The 22,376-nt window shown below is 68.5% G+C and carries 19 protein-coding genes and 2 pseudogenes; 5 read left to right on the forward strand and 16 right to left on the reverse strand.

The window, feature by feature from the left end; all coding sequences use genetic code 11:
* Together AAG801_RS00005 and AAG801_RS00010 are read left to right on the forward strand one after the other, a co-directional pair.
* Positions 1-324: pseudogene (locus AAG801_RS00005) on the forward strand (aspartate-alanine antiporter); the annotation flags it as partial.
* 51 nt (positions 325-375) lie between these two features.
* On the forward strand, positions 376-2,025 hold the full coding sequence (locus AAG801_RS00010; RefSeq protein ID WP_341886584.1) for a bifunctional aspartate transaminase/aspartate 4-decarboxylase: 1,650 nt from the start codon (positions 376-378) through the stop codon (positions 2,023-2,025).
* Positions 2,026-2,070: 45 nt separating this feature from the next.
* Here AAG801_RS00010 and AAG801_RS00015 read toward each other — a convergent pair whose 3' ends face one another.
* The 9 genes and pseudogenes from AAG801_RS00015 to AAG801_RS00055 form a co-directional block, all read right to left on the reverse strand.
* Positions 2,071-3,264, reverse strand: a complete 1,194-nt coding sequence (locus tag AAG801_RS00015; protein ID WP_341886585.1) for an MFS transporter — start codon at positions 3,262-3,264, stop codon at positions 2,071-2,073.
* Positions 3,264-4,376 carry a chorismate synthase gene (gene aroC, locus AAG801_RS00020; protein ID WP_341886586.1) on the reverse strand — a complete coding sequence of 371 codons (1,113 nt, stop codon included), beginning with the start codon at positions 4,374-4,376 and terminating at the stop codon, positions 3,264-3,266. Before aroC ends, AAG801_RS00015 begins: the two co-directional genes overlap by 1 nt.
* Positions 4,377-4,409: 33 nt before the next feature.
* Positions 4,410-4,595 (reverse strand): hypothetical protein, encoded by a 186-nt coding sequence (locus tag AAG801_RS00025; RefSeq protein WP_056583411.1) that lies wholly within the window; start codon positions 4,593-4,595, stop codon positions 4,410-4,412.
* Between the two features lie 55 nt (positions 4,596-4,650).
* Positions 4,651-6,234 (reverse strand): MFS transporter, encoded by a 1,584-nt coding sequence (locus AAG801_RS00030; protein ID WP_341886587.1) that lies wholly within the window; start codon positions 6,232-6,234, stop codon positions 4,651-4,653.
* Entirely contained in the window at positions 6,231-6,608 is a 378-nt protein-coding gene (locus tag AAG801_RS00035; protein WP_341886588.1) for a YciI family protein, read from the reverse strand. Before AAG801_RS00035 ends, AAG801_RS00030 begins: the two co-directional genes overlap by 4 nt.
* Positions 6,605-6,985, reverse strand: a complete 381-nt coding sequence (locus AAG801_RS00040; protein WP_341886589.1) for a YciI family protein — start codon at positions 6,983-6,985, stop codon at positions 6,605-6,607. The genes AAG801_RS00035 and AAG801_RS00040 overlap by 4 nt, the downstream gene beginning before the upstream one ends.
* A gap of 72 nt (positions 6,986-7,057) precedes the next feature.
* The gene (locus AAG801_RS00045) at positions 7,058-8,332 is read right to left on the reverse strand and encodes an RNA polymerase sigma factor (RefSeq protein ID WP_341886590.1); all 1,275 of its coding nucleotides are present in this window, start codon (positions 8,330-8,332) and stop codon (positions 7,058-7,060) included.
* Entirely contained in the window at positions 8,329-8,811 is a 483-nt protein-coding gene (locus AAG801_RS00050; protein WP_341886591.1) for an SRPBCC domain-containing protein, read from the reverse strand. The genes AAG801_RS00045 and AAG801_RS00050 overlap by 4 nt, the downstream gene beginning before the upstream one ends.
* Before the next feature lie 101 nt (positions 8,812-8,912).
* Positions 8,913-9,248, reverse strand: a pseudogene (locus AAG801_RS00055) (metalloregulator ArsR/SmtB family transcription factor); the annotation flags it as partial.
* Here AAG801_RS00055 and AAG801_RS00060 point away from each other — a divergent pair.
* Both AAG801_RS00060 and AAG801_RS00065 read left to right on the forward strand, forming a co-directional pair.
* Positions 9,247-9,669 carry a cupin domain-containing protein gene (locus tag AAG801_RS00060; RefSeq protein WP_159277439.1) on the forward strand — a complete coding sequence of 141 codons (423 nt, stop codon included), beginning with the start codon at positions 9,247-9,249 and terminating at the stop codon, positions 9,667-9,669. The pseudogene AAG801_RS00055 and the gene AAG801_RS00060 overlap by 2 nt on opposite strands.
* A gap of 80 nt (positions 9,670-9,749) precedes the next feature.
* Positions 9,750-10,667: a DUF2167 domain-containing protein gene (locus AAG801_RS00065; protein ID WP_341886592.1), complete on the forward strand. Its 918-nt coding sequence runs from the start codon at positions 9,750-9,752 to the stop codon at positions 10,665-10,667.
* Positions 10,668-10,682: 15 nt separating this feature from the next.
* Here AAG801_RS00065 and AAG801_RS00070 read toward each other — a convergent pair whose 3' ends face one another.
* Genes AAG801_RS00070 through AAG801_RS00095 form a run of 6 tightly spaced genes read right to left on the reverse strand, consistent with a single transcriptional unit; the run spans position 10,683 to position 16,017 of the window.
* Entirely contained in the window at positions 10,683-11,471 is a 789-nt protein-coding gene (locus tag AAG801_RS00070; protein WP_341886593.1) for an enoyl-CoA hydratase-related protein, read from the reverse strand.
* Between the two features lies 1 nt (position 11,472).
* Positions 11,473-12,303, reverse strand: coding sequence for an SDR family NAD(P)-dependent oxidoreductase (locus AAG801_RS00075; RefSeq protein ID WP_099796383.1), 831 nt, complete (start codon positions 12,301-12,303; stop codon positions 11,473-11,475).
* Positions 12,304-12,331: 28 nt separating this feature from the next.
* A complete protein-coding gene (locus AAG801_RS00080) occupies positions 12,332-12,751 on the reverse strand; it encodes a MaoC family dehydratase (protein ID WP_341886594.1) in 420 nt (139 codons plus the stop codon).
* 14 nt (positions 12,752-12,765) lie between these two features.
* Positions 12,766-13,206: a MaoC family dehydratase N-terminal domain-containing protein gene (locus AAG801_RS00085; protein ID WP_101493760.1), complete on the reverse strand. Its 441-nt coding sequence runs from the start codon at positions 13,204-13,206 to the stop codon at positions 12,766-12,768.
* Positions 13,207-13,219: 13 nt separating this feature from the next.
* The gene (locus AAG801_RS00090; protein ID WP_192196191.1) at positions 13,220-14,404 is read right to left on the reverse strand and encodes a lipid-transfer protein; all 1,185 of its coding nucleotides are present in this window, start codon (positions 14,402-14,404) and stop codon (positions 13,220-13,222) included.
* A 53-nt stretch (positions 14,405-14,457) separates the two neighbouring features.
* Complete coding sequence (locus tag AAG801_RS00095; RefSeq protein ID WP_341886595.1) at positions 14,458-16,017, reverse strand: long-chain-fatty-acid--CoA ligase; 1,560 nt, start codon at positions 16,015-16,017, stop codon at positions 14,458-14,460.
* 139 nt (positions 16,018-16,156) lie between these two features.
* Here AAG801_RS00095 and AAG801_RS00100 point away from each other — a divergent pair, with 139 nt between their 5' ends.
* Positions 16,157-17,191, forward strand: coding sequence for an AraC family transcriptional regulator (locus AAG801_RS00100; RefSeq protein WP_341886596.1), 1,035 nt, complete (start codon positions 16,157-16,159; stop codon positions 17,189-17,191).
* Positions 17,192-17,201: 10 nt separating this feature from the next.
* On the opposite strand, the gene AAG801_RS00105 is transcribed toward AAG801_RS00100, so the two are convergent.
* Positions 17,202-22,352, reverse strand: coding sequence for an autotransporter outer membrane beta-barrel domain-containing protein (locus AAG801_RS00105; protein WP_341886597.1), 5,151 nt, complete (start codon positions 22,350-22,352; stop codon positions 17,202-17,204).
* Positions 22,353-22,376 lie beyond the last annotated feature (24 nt).

Raw genomic sequence — 22,376 nt, forward strand, 5'->3', positions numbered from 1 at the left:
TTCGTGGTCGTGGTGGGTTTGTCGTCGGGCCTGCAGGCCGTGCAGACCATCAAGGAACTGGGCCTGACCATCTTCGGCGTCGGCGTGGTGGTCACGCTCGTGCCGATGATCCTCACGATGCTGTTCGGTCGCTACGTGCTGCGCTACGACAACACGGCCGTCTTCGCCGGTGCCCTGAGCGGCTCGCGCAGCGCCAACCCGGCCTTCGGCGAAGTGCTGGGCAAGGCCGAGAACGCGATTCCCACCGTGCCCTTTGCCATCACCTACGCGCTGGCCAACGTGTTCCTCACGCTGCTCGGCCCGCTGATCGTGGCGCTGGTCTGAGCACGGCTTCCTTTTTTCCTTTCTTCTTTTTTCTCAACCAAGGAGTACTCCATGGATTTCGGCGACGTGAAAAAACTGGGTGGGCTGAGCCCGTTCGAACTGAAGGATGCGCTGATCCAGGTCGCACGACAGAGTGACCGCCTCATGCTCAACGCCGGTCGCGGCAACCCGAACTTTTTGGCCACCACCCCGCGCCATGGCTTCTTCCAGTTCGGCCTGTTCGCCATGACCGAGGCCGAGCGCTCGTACATCTACATGGCCGACGTGGGCGGCTTTCCGCAGCGCGAGGGCATCGAGTCGCGCTTCGAGATCTTCGCCAAGTCGCACGCGGGCGAGCCGGGCGTGCGCTTCATCGAGGCCGCCGTGTCGTACGTGCGCGACCAGCTGGGCTTGTCGGCCGGCGACTTCATCTACGAGATGTGCGAGGCCATCCTGGGCTGCAACTACCCGGTGCCCGACCGCATGCTGCGCCTGTCCGAGATCATCGTGGGCCAGTACATCCACAAGGAGATGATCAACACCCATCCCTTCGTGGGCCGGTTCGACATGTACGCAGTGGAAGGCGGCACCGCCGCCATGACCTACCTGTTCAACAGCCTGCGCGAGAACCACTTGCTGTCGCCCGGCGACACCATCGCGCTGGGCATGCCGATCTTCACGCCCTACATCGAGATCCCGCACCTGAACGACTACCAGCTCATCGAGGCGCTGATCGATGCGCCGGCCGAGAACAACTGGCAGTTCACCAAGAAGGAGCTGCAGAAGCTGCTCGACCCGAAGGTCAAGGCCTTCTTCCTGTGCAACCCGAGCAACCCGCCCTCGGTGAAGATCAGCGACGAGGTGCTGGGCTACATCGCCGACATCGTGAAACAGCGGCCCGACCTCATCATCCTCACGGACGACGTGTACGGCACCTTCGCCGACAACTTCACTTCGCTGTTCGCGATGTGCCCGCACAACACCATCCTGGTGTATTCGTTCTCGAAGTACTTCGGCGCCACCGGCTGGCGCATGGGCGTGGTCGCCACGCACGAGGACAACATCCTCGACCGCAAGATCGCCGCCCTGCCCGAGGCCAAGCGCCGGGAACTCGACGCGCGCTACAGCTCCATCACCACCGAGCCGCGCCAACTGAAGTTCATCGACCGCCTGGTGGCCGACAGCCGCACCGTGGCACTGAACCACACGGCCGGCCTTTCGACGCCGGTGCAGGCGCAGATGGTGATGTTCTCGCTGTTCTGCCTCATGGACGAGGGCGAGACCTACAAGAAGTCGATGAAGCACATCGTCTCGCGGCGCAAGGAAGCGCTGTACCGCGAGCTCGGCCTGCCGCTGCCGCCCGACCCGAACTCGGTGAGCTACTACCACCTGCTCGACCTGCAGGACATCGCCACGCAGATGCACGGCGAGCGCTTCGGCAAATGGATTCTGACCAAGCTGCAGCCGAACGAGGCGCTGTTCCGCATCGCCTCCGAAACCAGCATCGTGCTGCTGCCGGGCCGCGGCTTCGGCGGCAAGCACCCCTCGGGGCGCGTGTCGCTGGCCAACCTCAACGAGTACGACTACGCGAACATCGGGCGCTCGCTGCGCAAGATGGCTTCGGAGTACTTTGCGATGTTCGAGAAGGAAACGGGGAGCGGCAAGGGGGAAAAGACGAAGACCGCTGTCGTCAAGCCCGTGAAGGCCGCGAAGAAGAAGTAGCAGACCCCGCGCCGCACCTGCTGGGCGCGCCGGCCGCCGGCGCGCTCAGCTTCTGCTGGCGCGCCCCGGCGGTTCGAGCACCACCATCCGCCACGCGCACAGCGTGCCCGCCACCGCCAGCACCGCCGCCAGCGCGAACATGACGCGGTAGCCCAGCTCCTGCGCCACCGCGCCGCCGAGCAGCACGCCCAGCACACCGCCGAAGCCGTAGCCGATCACCGTGAACAGCGCCTGTCCGCGCCCGCGCAAGTGGCCGGGGAAACGGCGCGACACCACGGCGATGCAGGCCGTGTGGTGCGCCGCGAAGCTCAGTGCATGCAGCCATTGCGCGACGACCAGCGCCGCGATGAAACCGCCCAACCCGGCCGTGAGCCCGAGCCGCGCCACGCCGGCGATGCCGCACACCAGCATCCAGCGCGGCATCGGCAACAGGCCGATGAGGCGGCCCTGCAAAAAGAACCAGACGATCTCGGCCACCACCGACAGCGCCCACAAGAGGCCGATGGTGCTCTTGCCGTAGCCGATCGAATCGAGGTACAGCGAGAAGAACGCGTACACCGAGAAGTGCGACATCACCTGGAAGAACAGCGAGGCGAAAAACCAGCGCACGGCGGGGATGCGCAGCACGGGGCCGATGGGTTCCTTCACGGCGTCGTGCGCGGCGGGCGGCTCGCGCACGTCGGGCAGCTTCATCGTGGCGATCAGCACGACGGCCAGCGTGCCGGCGGCCCAGTACGGAAAGTGCTTCATGCCGAAGCGCTCGAACCATTCGCCCGCAACGAACACGGTGACCAAAAAGCCGGCCGAGCCACACAGGCGGATGCGCCCGTAGCGCCCCCAGTCGCCCGCGACGATCTGCGCCATGGCCGCTTCGGTGAGCGACATCATCGAGCTGGTGTGCGTGAACATCACGAGCAGCACGAGCGCAAGCCACCAGGCGCCGCCGTGCCACCACAGCCCGAAGGAACTGGCCAGCGCCACGGCGGCGCTGAAGCGCAACAGCTTCACGCGCTGGCCGGTGTGATCGCTGAGCGCGCCCCAGGCATAGGGCGCAAAGACGCGCGTGATCGATTGCACCGAGGCCAGCAGGCTGATCGTGAAGATCGGCAGGCCCAGGTCCTTGAGCCACAACGGCAGATACGGATTGAAGAAACCGATGTGCGCGAAATAGCTGGCCGACAGGCCAGCAAATGCCAACAGGTGGCCGCGTCCGGCGGCCACAGGTGGCGGCGTCGACACTACAGGAAGGACGACTGCGGCGACGCAGCTTCGGTCTTCTCTGCGGGCGGGTTCACGTCGCCGCACTGCGCGCGGTTGCGCAGCACGTGTTCCATCACCACCAGCGCGAGCATCGCTTCGGCAATGGGCGTGGCGCGGATGCCGACGCAAGGGTCGTGACGGCCCTTGGTGATGACTTCGACGGGGTTGTTGTTCACGTCGATGGACTGGCGAGGGCTGATGATCGAGCTGGTGGGCTTGATCGCGATGCTCACCTCGAGGTCTTGCCCCGAGCTGATGCCACCCAGAATGCCACCGGCGTTGTTGCTGAGGAAACCGGTCGGCGTGATCGAGTCGCCGTGAGTGGTGCCGCGCTGCGTGATGCTGTCGAAGCCGGCGCCGATTTCCACGGCCTTCACGGCATTGATGCCCATCATGGCGTAGGCGATCTCGGCGTCGAGCTTGTCGAACAGCGGCTCGCCCAGGCCCACCGGCACGTTCGTGGCGGTGACGCGGATGCGCGCGCCGCACGAGTCGCCGGCTTTGCGCAGGCGGTCCATATAGTCCTCCAGCGCGCCCACGTCGGCGATGGGGGCGAAGAAGGGGTTGTTCGGGACGTGGTCCCAGCTCTCGAAGGGAATGGCGATCTCGCCGATCTGCGTCATGCAGCCGCGGAACACCATCCCGTATTTTTCGGCCAGCCACTTCTTGGCGACGGCACCGGCCGCGACCATGGGCGCGGTGAGGCGTGCCGAAGAACGCCCGCCGCCGCGCGGATCGCGGATGCCGTATTTCTTCCAGTAGGTGAAGTCGGCGTGGCCGGGGCGGAACTGCTGGGCGATCTGCCCGTAGTCCTTGCTGCGCTGGTCGGTGTTCTGGATCAGCAGCGCGATGGGCGTGCCGGTGGTCTTGCCTTCGTACACGCCGGACAGGATCTGCACCGCGTCGGGCTCGTTGCGCTGGGTGACGTGGCGGCTGGTGCCGGGGCGGCGACGGTCGAGGTCGCCCTGGATGTCGGCCTCGCTCAGGGCCATGCCCGGGGGGCAGCCGTCGATCACGCAGCCGATGGCCGGGCCGTGCGACTCGCCGAAATTGGTGACCGCGAAGAGAGTTCCGAAGGTGTTGCCGCTCATGCGGGGGATTATCCCCACAAAGCAGCAGCCGACTCAGTCGGTGGTGTTTTCCATGCGCTTGGCCAGCACCCCGAGCTGCAGCTCGATGCTGAACAGCCGCTCGTTCAGCACCGCTGTCTGCAGGCGGATCGCCTCGACGATGGCCTTGGTCTGCGGGTCGGAGGTGCTGTCGGACAGTTCCGCCAGGTCATGCAGCTTCTTGCGCAGTTCGTTGCTCATGGGGCCTCCGTTCGGTCGTGGGGATGCGTCGTGGAAGCCCCAGTATGGAGGCTCGTCAACGCTCCGGCAATGCGGCGCCGCCCGGGGGTACGGCGCCCTCCTGTGCATGCGACGCGCCCACGCCGCGCAAGCGCACCGCTACCAGCACGCCGACGAACAGCAGCACCACCGCGCACAAGCCGGCCACCAGCCGCAGGGCGCGCAGCAGCGCCTCGCGCCCGGTGTCGAGCAGTGCGGCGCCGGTGGTACCGGGCAGTTCCCCGGCCAGCGCGACCGCCCCGCCCAGCGTGCTGCGGGCGGCTTCGACCGCGGCCGCACCGGCCAGGCCGGCCGGCACGGCATCGGCCATGGCCGCGCGGTAGATCGCTGCGCCGACGCTGCCGAGAATCGCGATGCCCAGCGCGCCGCCGAACTCGGAACTCGTCTCCGAGATCGCCGAGGCCACGCCCGCGCGCTCGGGCGGCGCGCTGCCCACGACCAGGTCGGTGGCCAGCGTGAACACCGGTGCCAGGCCGAGCGAAGAGATGATCGCGCTCGTCACCATCCAGGCCAGCCCGCCCTGCGCGGGCAGCAGCACCAGCATGCCGAAGCCCAGCGCCGCCACACCCAGCCCGCCGCCCATGACATAGGCCGGGCACAGGCGCCGCGTGAGCGCGGGCACGATCATCGAACCGACGATGAAGGCGCCGGCGCTCGGCATGCTCCACAGGCCCGCCTCCAGTGGCGACAGGCCGAGCACCAGTTGCAGGTACTGGGCGTTGTAGAGAAAGAGCCCGAACATCACGAAGCAGGCCAGCATGTAGGCCCCGAGCGAGACGCTGAAAGCCGGCAGCCTGAACAAGCGCAGGTCGATCATCGGATTCGCAAGCCGCCCCTGCCGGCGCGCGAACAGCCAGCCGAGCAGCGCACCGACCGCGATGGCCAGCAGCGACACCGCGTCGGGGCCATGCTCGGCCACCTGCTTGATGCCGTAGATGGCGGCCAGCACGGCGCCCAGCGAGAGCGCCACGCTGACCAGGTCGAGCGCGCCCGCGTCGGGGTCGCGGTACTCGGGCAAGAGCCACGGGCCGAGCGCCAGCAGCAGCACCATCACCGGCACGCCGATGAGGAACACCGAGCCCCACGGAAAGAACTGCAGCAGCACGCCGCCCAGCACCGGGCCGATGACCGCGCCGGCCGAGTAGCTCGAGATCCACACGCCGATGGCCACGGTGCGCTGCGCCGGGTCGAGGAACATGTTGCGGATCAGCGAGAGCGTGGACGGCGCCAGCGTCGCCCCCGCCACGCCCAGCAGCGCGCGCGTGGCGATCAGCATGTTGGCGCTGGTCGAGAAGGCCGCGAGCACCGACGCCACGCCGAACGCCACCGCGCCGATCAGCAGCAGCCGGCGCCGCCCGATGCGGTCGCCCAGCGTGCCCATGGTGACCAGCAGGCCGGCCACGAAGAAGCCGTAGATGTCGACGATCCACAGCAGCTGCGACGCCGTGGGCTTGAGGTCTTCGCTGATCGACGGGATCGCCAGGTTCAGCACCGTGAGGTCCATCGAATAGAGCATGCACGGCAGCGCGATGACCGCGAGGCCGGTCCATTCGCGCGCCGTGGCGCGGGCGGGCGTCGCCCGGTTCGTGGCGCCGCTCATGGGCCGGCCCCCTGGTTGCCGCTGTCGCTGCTAGAGAAAGCCTTGCGCACCTCGACGCTGCTGAAGCGCGCCGAGGGAATGCCGGCCGCGAGTTGCAGCGCTTCTTCTTCGCTGTCGGCCTTGACGAGGTAGAAGCCGCCCAGCTGCTCGCTGGTTTCGGCGAACGGCCCGTCGGTGACCGAGAGTTTGTCGTTGCGCATGCGCACCGTGACCGCCGTGCCGGCCGGCTGCAAAGCCTCGGCCACGACGAGCTTGCCGAGCGCCTGCAGATGGGCGTCGTAGTCGATGTGTTCGTTGATGTAGTGGTCCATGTCCTGCGCCGAGAAGTGGCTCGTCTGCGCGTCGGTTCCGTAGATCAGGCAAAGGTATCTCATGCAACATTCCCCTTCGGGTTTTCGATCATTTCCATGGCATCGATGGGACGCACTTCGATGGCGCCGTAGCGCGCCATCGGAATGCGGCCCGCCAGCTGGATCGCGGCGTTCAGGTCGCGCGCCTCGACCAGGATGAAGCCGCACAGCTGCTCGCGCGCTTCGGCGTACGGGCCGTCGACGTGCGAGCGCTGGCCCTGGCGCACCTGCACGACCTTGGCGGCGCTCACCGAGGTCAGCGCTTCGGCGGCGATGAAATGGCCGGCGGCTTCGAGCAGGCGGTCGTAGGCCATCGAATCGGCGCTGAGCGCGCGGCGCTCGTCGGGCGACAGTGCGCGAAGCACCGCTTCGTCGCAATGAACGAGGCAGAGGTATTTCATGCGGAATCTCCTTGCAGATTTGAGTGAGGACACCACTGGTCGAACGGCGACGGCCGAAATCGACACGAGGCGTCAAAAATTTTTCGCGCCCGGCAACGACGCCAGTTGCCGTTCCAGGAACTGCCGCTCGGGTTGCTGGCGGACCAGCGACAGCGCCTGCAGATAAGCCTCACGCGCATCGTCGGTGCGGCCCAGGCGTCGGCACAGCTCGGCACGCGCGCCGTGCGCCAGGTGGTACTGAGCCAGCTCGCCGCGCGCGAGCAACGCGTCGATCAGCGCCAGCCCTGCCGTCGGCCCGTCGCGCATCGCCACGGCCGCCGCGCGGTTGAGCTCTGCCACGGGCGAAGGGTCGAGCCGCAGCAGCACGTCGTACAGGCCGACGATCTGCGGCCAGTCGGTGACGGCGGCCTCGGGTGCTTCGGCATGCACCGCGGCAATGGCGGCCTGCAAGGTGTACGGGCCGAAGCGGCGCGACAGCAGCGCGCGCTCGACCAGCGCCGCGCCCTCCCCGATCTGCCCGCGGTGCCACAGGCTGCGGTCCTGCGCGTCGAGCAGCACGAGCTCGCCCTGTGCCGAGGTGCGCGCGGTGCGGCGCGCGTCGTGCAACAGCATCAGCGCGAGCAGGCCCAGCGCCTCGGGGTCGGGCAGCAGCTCGGCCACAAGCCGCCCGAGCCGGATCGCCTCGGCTGAGAGGTCGGCGCGCGTCACGCGCTCGCCCGACGAAGCCGCATAGCCTTCGTTGAACACCAGGTACACCACGCGCAGAACGGCATCGAGCCGTTCGGGCAGCTCGGCCAGGCCCGGCACCTGGTACGGAATGCCCGCGTCGCGGATGCGCGCCTTGGCCCGCACGATGCGCTGCGCGATGGTCGGCGCAGGCACGAGAAAGGCGCGCGCGATCTCCTCGGTCGCCAGCCCGCAGACCTCGCGCAGCGTGAGCGCCACCTGGGCGTCGGGCGCGAGCGCGGGGTGGCAGCAAGTGAAGACCAGGCGCACGCGGTCGTCCTCGAGCGCGTCGGCATCGGGGTCGGCCTCGTGCCAGGCGGGCGCGGGGTCGGCCAGCGTGTCGGTGTGCGCGGTGGCCTCGTCCCACGCGGTGAAGCGCGCCTGCCGGCGGATGCCGTCGATCGACTTGAAGCGCCCCGCCGACACCAGCCAGGCGCGCGGGTTGGCCGGCACGCCTTCGTGCGGCCATTGCTCGAGCGCAGCGCGAAAGGCGTCGTGCAGGGCTTCTTCGGCCCGGTCGAAGTCGCCGAGCAGGCGCACGAGCGTGGCGAAGATGCGGCGCGACTCGGTGCGGTAGATCGCGTCCAGCGCGTCGGCAATGGCGGTAGTTTTTTCGGTCACCCGGTGTCGCCGCCGACCAGCCAACTCTCGAGCTTGACGAGCGAGCCCGTCCAGCCGTGGGTGTGGCCCTCACGCGCCGCTTCGTCGAAGAACTGCTGGTGCATGAGCACGAGCTCGCAACCGCCTGCATCGGGCTCGAGTTGCACCGTGACGCGCGACTCGCGCTCGGGCGTGCTGCGCCAGGCCCAGCTGAAGACCAGCCGGCGCTCGGGCACGACCTCCAGGTAAGTGCCGCTCACGTCGTGCGTCTCGCCGTCGGCCGCCACCATGGTCACGCGAAAGCGCCCGCCCACGCGCAGGTCGACCTCGGCCAGCGGCACGTCGACGATTTCCTCGGGGCCGAACCAGTGCTTCAGCGCTTGCGGGTCGGTCCACGCGCGCCAGACTTTGGCGGGGCTGACGCGGAAGTGCCGGCGGAGCGTGAGCGAGGGGCGATCGGGGGTGGAGCTGGTGGTGGGGCCGGGGGAAGGTTTCGCCATTCGGTGTCCTCCTGGTGATAGAGAAAGCGCGCCAGTGCGTCGAGGCGGCCGGTCCAGAACTTCTCATAGCGCGAGAGCCACACGGCAGCCTCCTGCATCGGGCCCGCCGACAGCTCGCAGCGCACGACGCGGCCCGCCTTCGTGCGCGAGATGAGGCCGGCGCCTTCGAGCACGCGCAGGTGCTTCATGAAGCCGGTCAGCGACATGCCGTGCGGTTCGGCCAGTTCAGTCACGCTGAGGCTGCCCTCGCCCAGCGCTTCGAGCACGCTGCGACGCGTCGGGTCGGACAGGGCCGCAAACACGGCGTCCAGGGCATCTGAGTGAACCATGCGGTTGAGTATCTGGAGCGGCCTGCGGGCCGTCAAGCAATGGGCCCCGCGCAGGAACGGTTTATGCATGCTGCATCGCAGCATCATCCCCCGCGAAGGAGCGCCCATGCTGGACCGAACCGCCACCCAGTTCTCTCACGTCAAGCCCGGTGACACCGACTACGTCTCGGGCGGGTTGCGAGACTTCTTCCTGTACCGCGACCTCGGCATTGCGGCCGCCACTCACGGCAAGGTGATCGCGCACCTGGTCAAGGCCAACATGGCACCCGAAACGGGCACCGGCTGGCACCGCCACGAGGCGGACTTCCAGATCGTGATCATGCTCAAGGGCTGGGCGCGCTTCATGTACGAAGATAAGGAAACCCGCGTCGAAGCCGGCGACGTGGTGCACCAGCGCCCCGGCATCCGCCACTTTCTGTTCGACTACTCGCCCGACATGGAGTACCTGGAAATCGTCTCGCCGGCCGACTTCAAGAGCATCGACGTCGAGCCGGTGTGCGAGATTCCGCCGCCCACGCCCTGGCCCTGAAACCCGCTGCCAGCGCGGCTTCGCGCGCCGATAAACTCCTCGCGTCTCACCAGAAACGACAACAACCGAGGAGAGAGAACTTGCGTATTCATACTGCCCGCCTGACGGCCGGCTTGCTGTTCGCGTGCGCCTTGACGGCCACCCATCTCAGCAACGCCGCATCACCCACCACCGCTTCCACCACCTCTGCCGCGAGCTCGCTCGAAGCCGAGCAGGAAGCCGCCTTCAAGGCCGCCAAGGCCGTCCAAAAAGCCGGCCCCGCCGACATCGCCCTGCGCGACCAGGCCCACCTGCACCTGCCCGCCGGCTACGTCTGGGTGCCGACACCCGCCGCCGCGCAGCTCATGCGCAGCATGGGCAACCGCACCGACGACACCTTCATCGGCGCGATCTTCCCCGCCGACGACGGCGACTGGATGGCGGTCGTGAAGTTCGTGAAAGAGGGCTACATCAAGGACGACGACGCCAAGGACTGGAACGCCGACGAACTGCTCACCAGCCTGAAGGAAGGCACCGAGGCCGCGAACGAGGAACGCGCCAAGCGCGGCATCCCGGCGATCGAGGTCACGGGCTGGGCGCAGAAGCCGCAGTACGAAGCCTCGACGCACCGGCTGGTGTGGTCGGCGCTGTCGAAGAAAAAGGGCAGCGACGGCGGCAACCCCGGCGTCAACTACAACACCTATGCGCTGGGCCGCGAGGGCTACGTCAGCCTGAACCTCATCACCAACGCGAACGACCTCGAGAAGTACAAGCCCGACGCCACCAAGCTGCTCGGCGCGCTGCAGTACGACGACGGCAAGAAGTACGCGGACTTCAACGCATCGACCGACAAGGTCGCGGCCTACGGCCTGGCCGCACTGGTGGCCGGTGCAGCCGCAAAGAAGCTCGGCCTCTTCGCAATCGCCCTCGCCTTCCTGGCCAAGTTCGCGAAGGTCGCCGTGGTGGCGGGCGGTGCCGCGCTCTGGGGCCTCACGAAGCTCTTCAAGAAGAAGAGCTGAGCCGTAACTCCGGACTCAGCGCCCTGCGAAGCGCGGCGCGCGCTTTGCGATGAAGGCCGCCACGCCTTCGCGCGCATCCGCGCTGCCCGATCGCTCACGCAGCAGGCGGTGCTCCATCTCGAAGTGTTCTTCGATCGGGCGCGCCGTCGCACCACCGCACAGTGCCTTGATGCCCGCGAACGATGCGGTCGCACCGTTTGCCAGCCGCGTCACCAATGCTTCCGCAGCGGCTGCTAGTTCTGCGTCCGGGTACAACGCATCGACCGCACCCGCCGCCAGGCAGCGCGCACTGTCGATCGGGTCGCTGAGCATCAGCCACTGCTGCGCGCGCACCGGCCCGATGCGACGCGACAGGAAATACGAACTCCCCGCGTCCGGCGACAGCCCGATGGCCGCGTAGCCGGTGCGCAGCTTCATCGACTCGGCCGCGAGCACGAAGTCGCCGCACAGCGCCAGCCCCACGCCCGCACCGCCGACCGTGCCGTTCACCGCCACCACCAAGGGTGCCGGGTTTTGCGCCAGCCGCAGAAGCGCGGGATGCAGCCGATCGAGGATGGCGTCGACCAGCTCGGGCAGCTTGTCGCCCGCTGCCACGAAGCTGTCGATGTCGCCGCCCGCGCAGAACACGCGCCCCTCGCCGGTCAGCAGGATGGCGCGCGGTGCTGCGTCGATCACCTCGTCGATGGCGCGCGACAGCGCATGGCTGCTCGCCAGCGACACCGAATTCGCGCGCTCGGGCCGCTTCAGCACGATGCGGCCGATGCCGTCCTGCACGCCCCAGGCGATGCCTTCCTCGAACTGCATCTCAGATCCCCGTGAGCCCGCCGGTGCACATGAGCGTCTGGCCGCTCACGTAGTCCGACTCGGGCGCGCACAGCAGGTACACCGCGCCGGCGGCTTCTTCGGGCGTGCCGCCGCGGCCCAGCGGGATCGACTGTTCCATCATCGCCAGCAGCCCGGGGTTGACGCCGACCTTGATCTCGCGCCCCTCGATGTTCGCGGTGGTGGCCTCGGCCGTGCTGGCCGTGAGCCGCGTCTGGATGAAGCCGAAGGCCACGCAGTTCACCGTGACGTTCATGCGGCCCCACTCCTTGGCCAGCGTCTGCGTCATGCCGACGATGCCGGCCTTCGCGGTCGAGTAGTTGGCCTGGCCCGCATTGCCGAAGAGCCCGGCCACCGACGAGATGTTGACCACCTTGCGCACCACGCGCCGGCCGGCTTCGGTCTCTGCCTTGCCGAGCGCGCGGATCACCGGCTGCGCGGCACGCAGGATGCGAAACGGCGCCGTCAGGTGCACGTCGATCATGGCGTACCACTGCTCGTCGGTCATCTTCTGCACCACGCTGTCCCACGTGTAGCCGGCGTTGTTGACGATGATGTCCAGGCCCTTGAATTCGCTCACCGCCGTACCGACGAAGCGCTCTGCAAAGTCCGGTGCCGACACGCTGCCGACGCAGGCCACGGCCTGCCCGCCTGCGGCGCGGATGGCCTGCACGGTTTCTTCGGCCGGTTCGGCATCGAGGTCGTTGACGACGATGCGGGCGCCTTCCGACGCGAGCTTGAGCGCGATCGCACGGCCGATGCCGCGGCCCGAGCCGGTGATGAGGGCGACCTTGCCTTCGAGTTTGGGTGTCATGTCTTCTCTCTTCTTTCGTTCAGGGGATTCAGCGCAGCGCCACGAGCGCTTCGCCCGCGATGCGGGCCTGGCCGTACTGGTTGGCGCTGAGCACTTCCACGCGCACGCAGCGCTCGCCGTTGTGCTCCAGCTTCTCGACCACGCGGCCGGTGCAGCGCACGGCATGGCCCAGGTGCGTGATGCCCTGGAAGCGCACGTCGAAACGGCGCAGCTGCGACTGCGGCGCCCACTGCGTGAGCAAGCGGCCGAGCCAGGCCATGCCCAGCATGCCCTGCGCAAACACGTCGGGCATGCCGGCCTTGCGCGCGAAGTCGGTGTCGATGTGGATCGGGTTGTGGTCTCCCGAGGCGCCCGCGAAGAGCGCGAGCGTGGTGCGGTTGACCGGCGCAAGCTGCAGCGCGGGCAGTTCGTCGCCGATCTGGATGCTGTCGTAGGTGATGGAGGTCATGGATGCAGCTTCTTTCAGTGGCGGCACACGATCACCGTGCGCAGCTCGGCCACGAGTTCGTCGCGCTGGTTGGTGGCGCGCGAGGTCTTCACGACGAATTCGAGCGCACCGTTCTTCTTGTCGTAGATGTCGCTGATGGTGGAGCGCACCGTCACCGTGTCGCCCACGCAGGCCGGCCGGTGGTATTCGAAGCTCTGCTCACCGTGCAGCAGCTTCGACAGCGGAATCTGCAGGTCGTCGAGCATCTGGCCCGACGCGCCCGAGTCCAGCTCGGCCGCGAACAGGAAGGTCGGCGGCGCGGGCAGGTCGGGGTAGCCGGCATCGCGCGCGGCGGCGGCATCGGTGTAGACCGGGTCGGTCTCGCCGATGGCCTTGGCGAAGAACTGCAGCCGGGTGCGCTCGATGGGCAGCACCGACGCAGGCAGCTCGTGGCCGATCCATTTCTTGTCGATCATGTTCTGCCTTTTCTCAGACGCGTTCGTACAACGTGACCACGCAGGCGCCGCCCAAACCCAGGTTGTGCTGCAGCGCCATGCGCGCGCCTTCGACCTGCCGTTTGTCGGCTGTGCCGCGCAGCTGCTGGACCAGCTCCGTGCATTGCGCAAGACCCGTGGCGCCCAGCGGGTGCCCCTTCGACAGCAGGCCGCCCGACGGGTTCGTCACGACCTTGCCGCCGTAGGTGTTGTCACCATCGACCACGAACTTCTCGGCGCCGCCGACCGGGCACAGGCCCAGCGCTTCGTAGCTGATGAGTTCGTTGTGCGCAAAGCAGTCGTGCAGCTCGACCACGTCGATGTCCTGCGGGCCGACACCGGCTGCGTCGTACACCTTCTGCGCGGCCTCCTGCGCCATGCTGAAGCCGACCACCTCGCGCATGTCGCGGCTCTCGAAGGTGACGGCGCGGTCGGTGGTCATGGCCTGTGCCTTGATGCGCACGCTGCGATCGAGCCCGTGCCGTTCGGCGAAACGCGGCGAACACACGATGGCGGCCGCCGCACCGCAGGTCGGCGGGCAGGCCATGAGCCGCGTCATCACACCGGGCCACATGACGGGCGCGGCCATCACTTCGTCTTCGGTGACGACGGTGCGGAACAGCGCCACCGGGTTGTTCGACGCATGGCGGCTGGCCTTGGCGCGGATCTTCGCGAAGGTCGACATCTGCGTGCCGTACTGCTGCATGTGCGCCAACCCCGCGCCGCCGAAGTAGCGCAGCGCGAGCGGCACCTGCTCGTTGCCGACCAGCTCGTCGGTGATCGACTCGAAATGATCGAACGGACTCGGGCGGTCGTTGAACACCGCACCCAGCGCGCCGGGGCTCATGTGCTCGAAGCCGAGCGCCAGCACGCAGTCGGCCGCGCCGCTGGCCACGGCCTGGCGCGCGAGGAACAGCGCGGTCGAGCCGGTGGAGCAGTTGTTGTTGACGTTGACGACCGGAATGCCGGTCATGCCCACTTCATAGAGCGCGCGCTGGCCGGCGGTCGAGTCGCCGTACACGTAGCCGACGTAGGCCTGCTGCACCAGCTCGTAGCCGATGCCGGCGTCTTTCAGCGCGGCGTTGGTGGCGTGCGCCGCCATCTGCGGGTAGGGCTGGTTCGCGCCCGGCTTGGTGAAGGGGATCATGCCGACACCGACTACATAGACATCCTGGCTCATGAGCGTCTCCTGAAATGAAGTGAATGAAGAAGAAAAAAAATGGTGGGCGGCGCTCAGGCTACGCTTCGTTGACGGTCTTGCCAAAAGGGTTCGCGCAGCCGGGTCTTGAGCACCTTGCCCGCGCCCGACAGCGGCAGCGCCTCGACCACCGCCACGCTGCGCGGGCACTTGTAGTTCGCGATCAGCGCCTTGCAATGCGCGATGAGCGCATCGGCCGCCAGCTGCTGGCCCGGCTTGAGCACGAGCACCGCATGCACGGCTTCGCCCCACTCCTCGCTCGGGATGCCGATGACGGCGCAGGCCGCCACGGCCGGATGCTGGTTGATGGCGTTCTCGACCTCGGCCGAATAGATGTTCTCTCCGCCGCTGATGATCATGTCCTTCATGCGGTCGACCACGAAGATGTAGCCGTCGTCGTCCATGTACGCGCCGTCGCCGGTGTGCATCCAGCCGCCGCGCACGGCCGCGGCCGTTTGCGCCGGCTGGTTCCAGTAGCCCTGCATCACGTTGGGGCCGCGCACCGCGATCTCGCCCACGGTGCCGCGCGGCACCTCGACGCCCCCGCCGTCGACGATGCGCACCTCGGTGCAGTAGCTCGCGCGGCCGGCCGAGCGCAGCTTGCCCCGGCGCTGGCCTTCGGCCGTGTGGTTGCGCGCCGGGTTGATGGTGGCCAGCGGCGACAGCTCGGTCATGCCGTAGGCCTGCACGAAGTCCACGCCCGGGAAGGCGGCCATCGCGCGGTTCAGCACCGCCTCCGCGATCGGCGAAGCGCCGTAGGTGATGCACTTCAGGCTGGACAGGTCGCGCGGCTCGCGCATGGCGGGATGGTCCACCAGCATCTGGATCATGGTGGGCACCAGCAGCACGTGCGTGACGCGGTCTTTCTCGATGGTGTTCAGCACCGCCTCGGGGCTGAAGGCCGGAATGATCGCGTGCGTGTTGCCCTCGAGCCAGTGCGGTGCGGAGATGCCCATGTCGGCCAGGTGGAACATCGGCGCGGCATGCAGGTAGCAGCCGTCGGGCGCGGCCAGGCCTTCGGCATGCAGGGCCAGCCCCGAGCTGCCCATGTTGGTGTGGCTCAGCATCACGCCCTTGGGAAAGCCCGTGGTGCCGCCGGTGTAGAAGATGCCGGCCAGGTCTTCGCCGCGGCGGCCCACATCGGGCACGGGCGAGGCGGCCTCCAGCAGCGCCTCGTAGCCGTGCATGCCGGGCGGCGTGGGGCCGTCGCCGCAGTAGATCACCTCGCGCAGGCTGGTCGCCTGCCCGCGCATCTGCTCGACCACCGCGCGGAAGGTGTCGTCCACCAGCAGCAGCGAGGAGCCGGAGTCTTCGAGCGAATACAAAATTTCGGCCGCCGACCAGCGGATGTTGCAGGGGTTGAGCACGCCGCCGCCCCAGGGCACGGCCATCTGGTATTCGAGGTAGCGCGCCGAGTTGAGCGCCAGCATGGCGACGCGGTCGCCCGCCTGCATGCCGAGCCCCTGCAGGGCGCCCGCGAGGCGGGCGACGCGCTCGGCATACGCGCGAAAGCTCAGGGTGCGGCCGGCGGCGCGCACGGCGATCCGGTCGGGGTGCTGCTGCACGCTGCGGTGCAGCGACTGGGTCTGGTACATGGCGGTTGTCTCCGTTCGGTTCTTGTGTGAACGCATGGTAGAAACCGCGCCGTGCCGCGGCGATTGCGCTTCGCATCGCCCGCATGGCAGAAAACCTCAATCGACACCCGCGCCGCCGTCGGGTCTGATCCGCACACGCATGCTGCAACCGCCCGTCACCATCCCGATCGTGTTCGTCCAGGGCATGCTCTCGGGCGTGCGCGCGCGCGGCGACAACGCGCCGATCTGCATCGACACCGCGCTGCAGGACGCCGGCATCGCCCCCGCGCTGCTCGACGCACCGGGCGCACGCGTCACGGCCGAGCAGTACGTCGCACTGTTCGCGCTGCTGATGGAGCGGCTGGACGACGAGGCCCTGTGCTTCCTGTCGCGCCGCCTGCGCTGCGGCAGCTTCGCGCTCATGACCCGCGCCACGATGGGCGCGCCCACGCTCGAAGTGGCGCTGCGCCGCGTGGCCCGCACCTTCAGCCTGCTGCAGGACGACCTCGAGATGGTGGTGCTGCGCGAGGGGCCGCTCGCGGGCTTCGGCCTGCGGGTGCAGGGCATGCCGAGCGCGCCGCTGAACTTTTTGCACGAGCTGATGCTGCGCGTGTACTGGCGGCTCTTCGCCTGGCTGCACGGCGGCCGGTTGACGGCCCGCCGCTTCGACTTCGGCTTCGAGCAGCCGCCCTACGCGGCGCGCTACAACAAGGTGTTTCCCGCGCCGCTGCAGTTCGGCCAGCCGCTGTCGGCCGTGTGGTTCGACGCCAGCGCGCTGGCCACGCCGATCCACCGCGACGCGCGGGCCATGCGCGACTTCCTGGCCGCCGCACCGGCCCACGTGATCCTGCCGCCGCTGGGCGAGCTGGCCGTGAGCGTGCGTGTGCGCACCGTGCTGCAGCAGCACCGCCCGGCCTGGACCGACCTGGCCACGACCGCGCGCAGCCTGCACATGTCGGTGAGCACGCTGCAGCGCCACCTGGGAACCGAGGGCACTTCGTTCCAGTCGCTCAAGGACCAGCTGCGGCGCGACGTGGCCATCGTGCGCCTGAACACCAGCACCGTGCCGCTGGCGGCGCTGGCCGAGGAGCTGGGCTTTTCGGACAGCGCGGCGTTCCAGCGCGCCTTCAAGACCTGGACTGGCGGGGCACCGGGGTCGTACCGGCGGCGCCCCGGGCCAGACCCTGAGGCCTGAAGCTACCCGCCTACCACTTCACCCGCACGCCGAGCGAGCCGTTGATCCCGCTCTTCACCTTGGCATCGCCGCCCGACGACCACAGCTTGCCGACTTCGCCATACAGGCTGGTCGTCTGGTTCAGGGCCAGCGTGAAGCCACCCGCCAGTTCGGTGCTGGTGCCGCCGGTTGGCGCCGCGATGTCGGTCGTGGTTGCGCCGTTCACGAAGCGTGCGATGTCGGTGCCGCTCGACGTCCTGTAGACGTTGACGCGACCGTACGGCTGCAACACGCCCATGCCGGTGTCGACCTGCCCCTTGACCCGTACGCCCGCGCGGGCGATCCAGCCGCTGTCGGCCTGTGGCTGCGCGATGGCACCAACGATGGCCGAGTTGCCCAGGTCCATGTGGTGCTGGATCAGCTGCAGCTGCGGCTCGACGCTCCAGCCACTGCCACCGATCGCGAAGGACTGCCCCACTTCGATCGAGCCCAGCAGGCTGTTCCCCTTGCCGCCCACACCCGCACTGAGCATCGGCTCGACCGTGTAGCGGTGGCGGCCCGACTGCACGACGGCATCGGCGTAGAAGCCGCTGTCCGCGGTGTAGGTGCCGTACACGCCGACGTACTGGCTGCGCAGGTCGTTGCGGCCCACCGCGAGGTTGCGGATGCCGCTGGCGAAGCCGCTCACGCGCGCATCGCCATCGAGCTGGCCGACGTACAGGCCGGCGCGCCAGTTCGGCGTCGCGAGCAGGTCGGTGCCCGCCTGGAAACCGGTGAGGCGGCCCTTGCTGGTGGGCGAGACGGTGCCGCCCTGCTGGATGTCGATGTCGGTGGAGAGCACGCGGGCCCAGGCGCGGCGGTCGGAGCCGGTCGGTGTGCTCGTGGTGCCCTTCACATCGTCGTCACCCACGCGCTTGCGCACATCGCCGAGCATCGCGAGGTTGCCCTGGCGCAGCTGGCTCGGCAGTGCGGCGTACAGCGCAGCTTCCGCTCGGTAGGTGACGACGGGCAGGCCGACCGGTTGGCCCGGCGCCACCGTGTCGGTGGTGGAGCGCAGGTACCAGTTCTCGCCCGCGCCCTTCGCGTCGGCGGCGTGCAGGCGGTACTCGTAGGCGCCTGCGTCGACGTGGCCGCCGGCCAGCGAGAAGGCCTCTTTGGTGGTCTGCGCGGTGGTGGTCGCGCCGTTCTGTGCGGTGATGACCTCGATGCCGTTGCCGCTGGTCAGTGCGCCCAGGCCGCCGAGGTTGCTGATCTGCACCTGGGTCTTGCCGCTGGCGATGGCCGTGGGGCCGTCGAGCACGAGGCGGTCCGAGGGGCCGGTGCCGTTGAGTGTCGTGCTCAGCTTGAGCACGCCGTTGGTGCCGACGTAGGCGCCCTTGACCGTGAGCGTCGTGCCTGCGGTCGCACCGGCCAGCGACACCGTGCCGCCGTTGGCCAATGACGCGACGGTCTGGTTGAAGCCCGCCAGGTCGAGCGTGGCGCTTGCGGCCACGCTGTGTGCCGAGGCTGCGCTCAGCGTGTTCACCGCGCCGGCCTTCAACGTGCCCTGCGCCACGTTCGTCGCACCGGTGTAGGTGTTGGCACCCGACAGCGTCAGCGTGCCCGTGCCCTGCTTGGTGATGAAGCCACCACCGCTGATCGCACCACTCAGCGTGCCGCTGAACGCACCGGTGTCGATGACCGGGTCGTTGTTGCCCGTCAGCTTGATGGTGTTGGCAATCGTCAAGCCGTTCGCGCTGAAGCCCAGCGTGGTGTCGTCGTCCATCGACAGCGTGCCGGTGCCCAGTGCCTGGTTGTGGCCCACGTTCAGGCGGCCCTGGCGCAGCGCCGTGCCGCCGGTGTGCGTGTTCTCGCCTGACAACGTGAGCGCACCCGTGCCCACCTTGATGAGCGAGCCGCCCACGCCCGAGATCTCGCCCGAGATTTCGGTGTCGGTGTTGAGCGCGCCCGTCGTCAGCGCCTTGGCCCCAAGCAGCACGCGTCCCGCACCTTCCAATGCGCCGATGCTCGTACCAGCAGCCGCGAGCCGGCCGATGCGAACCGTGCCGCCCGCCTTGTTCACCACGCGCGCCTGAGCGGCCGTCGCGTCGTTCTGCATGTCCAACGTGCCGTTGCTCTCATTGACGATCGTCGCCTGTCCGGCCGATCCGTTGTCCCACAGGTTGGTCCAGCCGCCGGCGAAGTTGGTGATGTGGGCCTTGCCCGCGCTGGCGTCGAACGAGACGGTGACTTCGCCGCCGCGGTTCTCGATGGTGGCGTTGCCGGCCGTCGCGTTGCCACGGAAGTCGATCGCGCCGGTGGCGCCTGCGACGAGCGTCGCGCTGCCGGCCGAGGCGTTGTCCTGGAACTGGACGAAGCCGCCGCTGGCCTGCGGAACATCGCCCGCCGTGATCTGCAGGCTTTCCGCCTGCGCACTGCCGCTGAAGAACAAGCCAGCGCCGCCACTCACCGACACCGGGCCGGTTCCGACCGCGCCGGTGACGCCCACGTTCAAGCTGCCGCCGTCGACCTGCGTGCCGCCCTTGTAGGTGTTGGCCGCAGTGAGCAGCAGCTCGCCGCCACCAATCTTGCGCAGGCGGCCCGAGCCGCTCATCGTGCCCGCGAAGCTGCCGCTGGCCACCTGGTCGAAGGCCACCTGGGCGTTGTTGACGATGGGGCCTCGCAGACTGGTCGTGTCGCCCTGCAGCGTGCCGGCGCGCACGAGCGTCCCGCCCATGTAGGTGTTGGCGCCCTTGAGGATCAGCGTGCCCAGGTCGTCCTTCGTGAGGCCGCCCGCGCCGCTGAGCACCGACGCGATGGTCGCGCTCATCTGCGCCCCCGAGGCCGTGCCGTCGCCGACCTTGATGACCGTGTTGGCGTTGCCCAGCGTCAGCGCGTCGCCGGTGACGACATAGCCGCTGGTGGAGAACTGCGCGCCGTCGATGCTGATGGCGCCGCCGGTGTTGTCCACCCGGACCGTGCCGGCCGCGCCGCCGAACAGCGCGAACTGGTTCTGCTTCCAGCCGGTGTTGGTTTTGCCGTTGGCGCCGGTCCAGCTGTCGGACGGATCGTTGAGGGTGGAGTTGCCGATGCGCCAGGTGCCGGAGCCGCCGCCGATCGTGCCGTCGTTGTAGGTGGAAGCGTCGCCGCCCGCGCCGTCCCAGAAACCGAGCGAGACGCCCTTGCTGTTGATCAGGTTGATCTCGCCGCGCACCGACGATTGCACGTGCAGGTCGCCGGCTGTCGTGCCCGCGGGCGCTGTGCCGATGTTCAGGCCGTTGTCGATCAGCGACCCGGTGTAGCTGATCAGGCGGTACAGGCCGGGCCCGAAGGCGCCGCCGGGTGCCTCCGCCACGTTGAGCGTGCCGTCGAGTACGAGGCCGCCGTTGACCTTCACGAGGTCGTTGAGCGGGCCGCCCACCGTGCCGGCTTGGCCCAGTTCGTAGCTCAGGAAGGCGCCCGGGTCGAAGCGCAGCATGCCCGTGTTCAGCGTGCCGAGGTTGCTGCCCGGTGCCAGCGTCGCGCCGTTGGCGATGGTGACCTGGCCCGAGAGGGTGCCGCCGCCGCTGAGCGTGGCACCGTTCTTGACCTGCACCGTGCTCGTGCCCGTGGCGCTGCCGATGGTGTTGTTCACGCGCAGCGTGCCGGCGTTGACTTCGGTTGCGCCGCTGTAGGTGCTGGCGCCCGTCAGTTCCAGCACACCCGTGCCGTTCTTGGACAGGGTGCCGGTGCCGCTGATGACGCCTGCGTAGCTCAGCTCGCCCGCACGGTCGAAGACCAGGTCGCCGTCGTTGCTGATGTTCCCCGTGATGCTGCCGGTGGTGCCGCCCGCGCCGATCTGCAGGATGTTGCCGGCCACGACGGTGGTGGTGCCGGTGAAGGTGTTGTCACCGGTCAGGGTCAGCTTGCGCGCGCCCTTCTGCAGCAGGCTGCCGGTGCCGCTGATGTTGCCGGCGAAGGTGGTGTCGGCACTGCGGTTGAACACCAGCGCGGCGTTGTTGGCGATGTTGCCGACGATGCTGCCGCTGTCGCGGATCTCCAGGGTGCCGCCGTTGAGGGTCGTGCCGCCGGTGTAGGTATTGGCAACCTCAAGGCTCAGCGTGCCCGCGCCCTCCTTGACCAGGGTTCCTCCACCCGTGATTTCCGCGCGCACCGCCAGCGTGGCGGCCTGGGCGTCGAACACGTTGTTGCCAGCACCCAGGCCGATCTTGTAGCCCGCGCCAGGCGTGAGGGTCAGCTGGCTGCCGCTCGCACCACCGCGGTAAGTGACACCGGCAACGGTGACGTTGTCGCCCAAGGTCACGGTGTAGCTGCCAGTGGCATCGCTGCCCGCCGCGAACACGGCGCTCGAGCCGTCGATCCACGCCACGGTCGGGCCCATTCCGCCCGCGTCGACGTTCCAGAAGCGTTGCGCGTTCGTACGGCCCCACACGCCCGATGGCGCGCTGCCGCCCGCGCCAGCCGATGTGCCTTCCAGGTCCCAGTGGTAGGTGCCGGCAGCCAAGGTTACCGGCGTCAGGCGCAGGGTCGTGTTGCCATCAGACGGGAGGCCACTCGAGTACCCAGCCACGTACGACGTGTAGCCCCCGAGCGCGCTCGCCAGGCTTCCGCCCCAGGCGACTTGGCCGCCTTGCCCCGCCAGGATGGCGGCCAAGCCTGCGTCATTGAGCGCCACGGTCAGCGTGCTGGAATTCGGCGTCGACGGCGACACCTCGGCCTGGCCGATGGTGAGGCCGTTTCCCAATTCGTCGAACCTCGCGAGGTCGACGCCGGGAGAGGAGAGCCCTGGAATGTCGCCCGTGTACCGATGGAATCGCAGCACCGTGCCTGTGGCCGGTATACCACCCAGGCTGAAGGCATTGAACTGAAACGCCGCAGTGATCACCTGGTCCGGCGCCAGAGACAGGTTCGGTACGTTAAAGACAAAGTACGACCGGTAATTTTTGCAGGCAGAAGGGCAATCCGAGCCCGTGGCGTAGTTGTAGTTCCCCACCAGATGAGGGTCAACATCGCTCTGCCACCCCCTGTCGGACGTGTTGAGCACGATGTCAGGCGCTGCGGCTGCGGCGCCCACCCCGGCCAGCAGTCCCGCCGCCGCCAGCACAACGCTGCCCGCGAGCTTGCCGCGTGCGCGCGTGAGTTCGGAAACAGCCACCCAGGCCCCCAACGACGAGTTCCAGAGGCTGCGATGTGCTTTGTTCATGGGGAGAAAAACCTTGAAAAGAGA

The organism is Variovorax sp. YR752, assembly GCF_943372545.1.